Here is a 2,429-nt window from a genome sequence, read left to right as displayed (position 1 = left end):
GTAAGCGTCCCACGAACCCCATCTAGAATACTGTTTTAAATCTGGCAAACTGATTGCATTGATAATACAAAGAGCTTTGGTTTATGACGGAAGAACAATGGTATGAGGTCATTAAGCGCTGGGAACAATCTGGCTTAACACAACTTCAATTTTGCAAGCAATACGACATCGACTATAGAGTGTTCAAACGCTGGCGCACCGAAGGATTAGCGTCAGGGAGATTTAACCCCAGCACCAGATGGACAAATAAAAGTGAAAGCGTCAGCTTTGCGAAAGTCACGACGCTTCCCGATGAATTACCAGCGACCACTCATCATGATGACATAAACACTAAATTCATCGAAATAAACTTGCCTCACGGCATCTTACTAAAGGTTCCTGTGTAATGCTCGTTGCAAAAACGCCTATTTACATCGCCAACTTTCCAGTAGATATGCGCAAGTCCATTGATGGGTTAATGCTGCTTGCTGAAACACATTTTTCATCCAATGTTACCGATGGTGCATATTATGTGTTTGGCAATAAGCTTAAAGATAAAATTAAAATACTCTATTGGGATAAAAACGGCTTCGCACTGTGGTATAAACGACTCGAAAGTGAACGCTTTAAGTTGATTTATAGTGATAAATCAGAGGTAACTTTGTCTGCCAATCAACTGCAATGGTTACTCTCTGGATTGGCTTATCAAAACCTGCAAGGACATGCTGAAAAAAAGTATGATATTTTTGCTTAAAAGCTAATTAAAATAAGGTTTTATAAGTGTTTTTATGGTATAATTTTAACATTGAAGTTAAGAGGTTTTTGATGTGGAAAATATTGACATGGCAGCACTGATGCATCGTGTTAAAGAGCTTGAAAATACAGTTCAAGCACATCAAACTTCTCTTGCCGCTAAGGACGTCCTTATTGAGCAACTAAAGGAAGCTTTAAAAATTGCCTTGGCTCGTAAATATGGGCGATCTGCTGAGACCTATGTTGACCCCAATCAAATCGATTTGTTTGATGAGGCCGAAGCAGGCGTTATCATTGATAATGATTCTGGTGAAGTGATTAATGTGCCAGGTCACACGAGAACCAAAAAGCGTGGCAAACGTCAACCACTACCTGATTATCTGCCACGTGAAATTGTTGAACATAAGCTGCCTGATAGCGAGCTTATACTTCCCAATGGTTTGCGCTATGAAATTATTGGCAAAGAAGAATCTGAGCAACTGGATGTTATCCCGCAAGATGTTCGCGTCATCAAACATGTTCGCTATAAGTATGCAGTTAAAGGATATGAAGAATATGGCGTTAAAACTGCTGCTATTACAGGTCAGGTGATTCCTAAGTCAATTGCATCTAATGGTTTATTGGCACATATTGTTCAAGCAAAGTATAACTATCACTTACCGCTGTATCGTCAGCAAAAAATATGGCAAGAACTGGACGTTGACTTATCACGCGCTAGTATGTGCCGTTGGATGATTTTGCTTGGGGAAAAAGTGGAACCTGTTATAGATGACATTATGGCACAGATGAAGCAGTTACCGTATATTCAAGCGGATGAAACGCCAGTTACTGTATTGAAAGATAAAGATCATCCAGCAGGATCTCATAAAGGTTATATGTGGGTTTATAACAATACTGAAGGTTGCGTATATAAATATGGGTCACGTGCAGGAGAGCATGTAAAGTCTGAACTTGATGATTATCAAGGCTATGTTCAAAGTGATGCTTACGCTGGCTATGATATTTTATTTGGCAAGGACAGTCATCGAATCAATGTCGGTTGCTGGGCACATGCTAGACGTAAGTATATAGACGTGACTAAAGCGTTAGGCAAAAATGCACCTAAAGGGGTAGCGCATGAAATCATTGAGCTTATTGCCAAGTTATATGCAATAGAAAGTCGGGCAGTGAAAGACGGTCTTACGCATCAACAACTTAAAGAGCAAAGACAATTAAAAGCAACACCTATTTTAGAGACTATTAAAAGTAGGTTAGATGACATTATACATCGCACGCCACCAAAGGGCTTGCTTGGTAAAGCAATTGGTTACACCCTCAATAATTGGGAAAGTTTGTCGGTCTACGTTGAAGAAGGTTATATTCCTATTGATAACAATGCTACCGAAAATAAAATAAGACCATTTGCCGTGGGGCGTAAAAACTGGCTCTTTACTGGTCACAGTGAGAGTGCTCAAGCCAGTGCCAATTTATTTACACTGGTTGAAAATGCTAAACTCTACAACCTCAAAGTGTTCGATTATTTGCAGTATGTCTTTGATCGTATTGGCGATGCTAAAACTGATAAAGATTATGAAATGCTTACACCAAAATATGCTTCAGCGCATTTACCTAAATTAAAATCTGCCCAGAAGAGGACGGCATAGACCTACATACCACATTATTTGCTAGGTAAATAGGTGGGTTCATGGAGCGCTTAC

General features: G+C 39.5%; 3 protein-coding genes. All 3 read left to right on the top strand.

Features of this window, described 5'->3' with window-relative positions; all coding sequences use genetic code 11:
- Positions 1 to 83: 83 nt before the first annotated feature.
- The 3 genes from tnpA (at position 84) to tnpC (ending at position 2,375) form a co-directional block, all read left to right on the top strand.
- On the top strand, positions 84 to 386 hold the full coding sequence (gene tnpA, locus IE867_RS14305; protein WP_192485386.1) for an IS66 family insertion sequence element accessory protein TnpA: 303 nt from the start codon (positions 84 to 86) through the stop codon (positions 384 to 386).
- Entirely contained in the window at positions 386 to 733 is a 348-nt protein-coding gene (tnpB, locus tag IE867_RS14300) for an IS66 family insertion sequence element accessory protein TnpB (RefSeq protein ID WP_192485385.1), read from the top strand. The genes tnpA and tnpB overlap by 1 nt, the downstream gene beginning before the upstream one ends.
- Positions 734 to 806: 73 nt before the next feature.
- Positions 807 to 2,375, top strand: coding sequence for an IS66 family transposase (tnpC, locus tag IE867_RS14295; protein ID WP_192485384.1), 1,569 nt, complete (start codon positions 807 to 809; stop codon positions 2,373 to 2,375).
- Positions 2,376 to 2,429 lie beyond the last annotated feature (54 nt).

It is taken from the genome of Cysteiniphilum marinum (genome assembly GCF_014857925.1).
Classification (GTDB): domain Bacteria; phylum Pseudomonadota; class Gammaproteobacteria; order Francisellales; family Francisellaceae; genus Caedibacter; species Caedibacter marinus.
This window is presented reverse-complemented; position numbering and strand designations above follow the sequence as displayed.

Bases quoted from the DNA above. Each gene is read 5' to 3' on its own strand.
- tnpA (WP_192485386.1), top strand. From the start codon at position 84: ATGACGGAAGAACAATGGTATGAGGTCATTAAGCGCTGGGAACAATCT.
- tnpB (WP_192485385.1), top strand. From the start codon at position 386: ATGCTCGTTGCAAAAACGCCTATTTACATCGCCAACTTTCCAGTAGAT.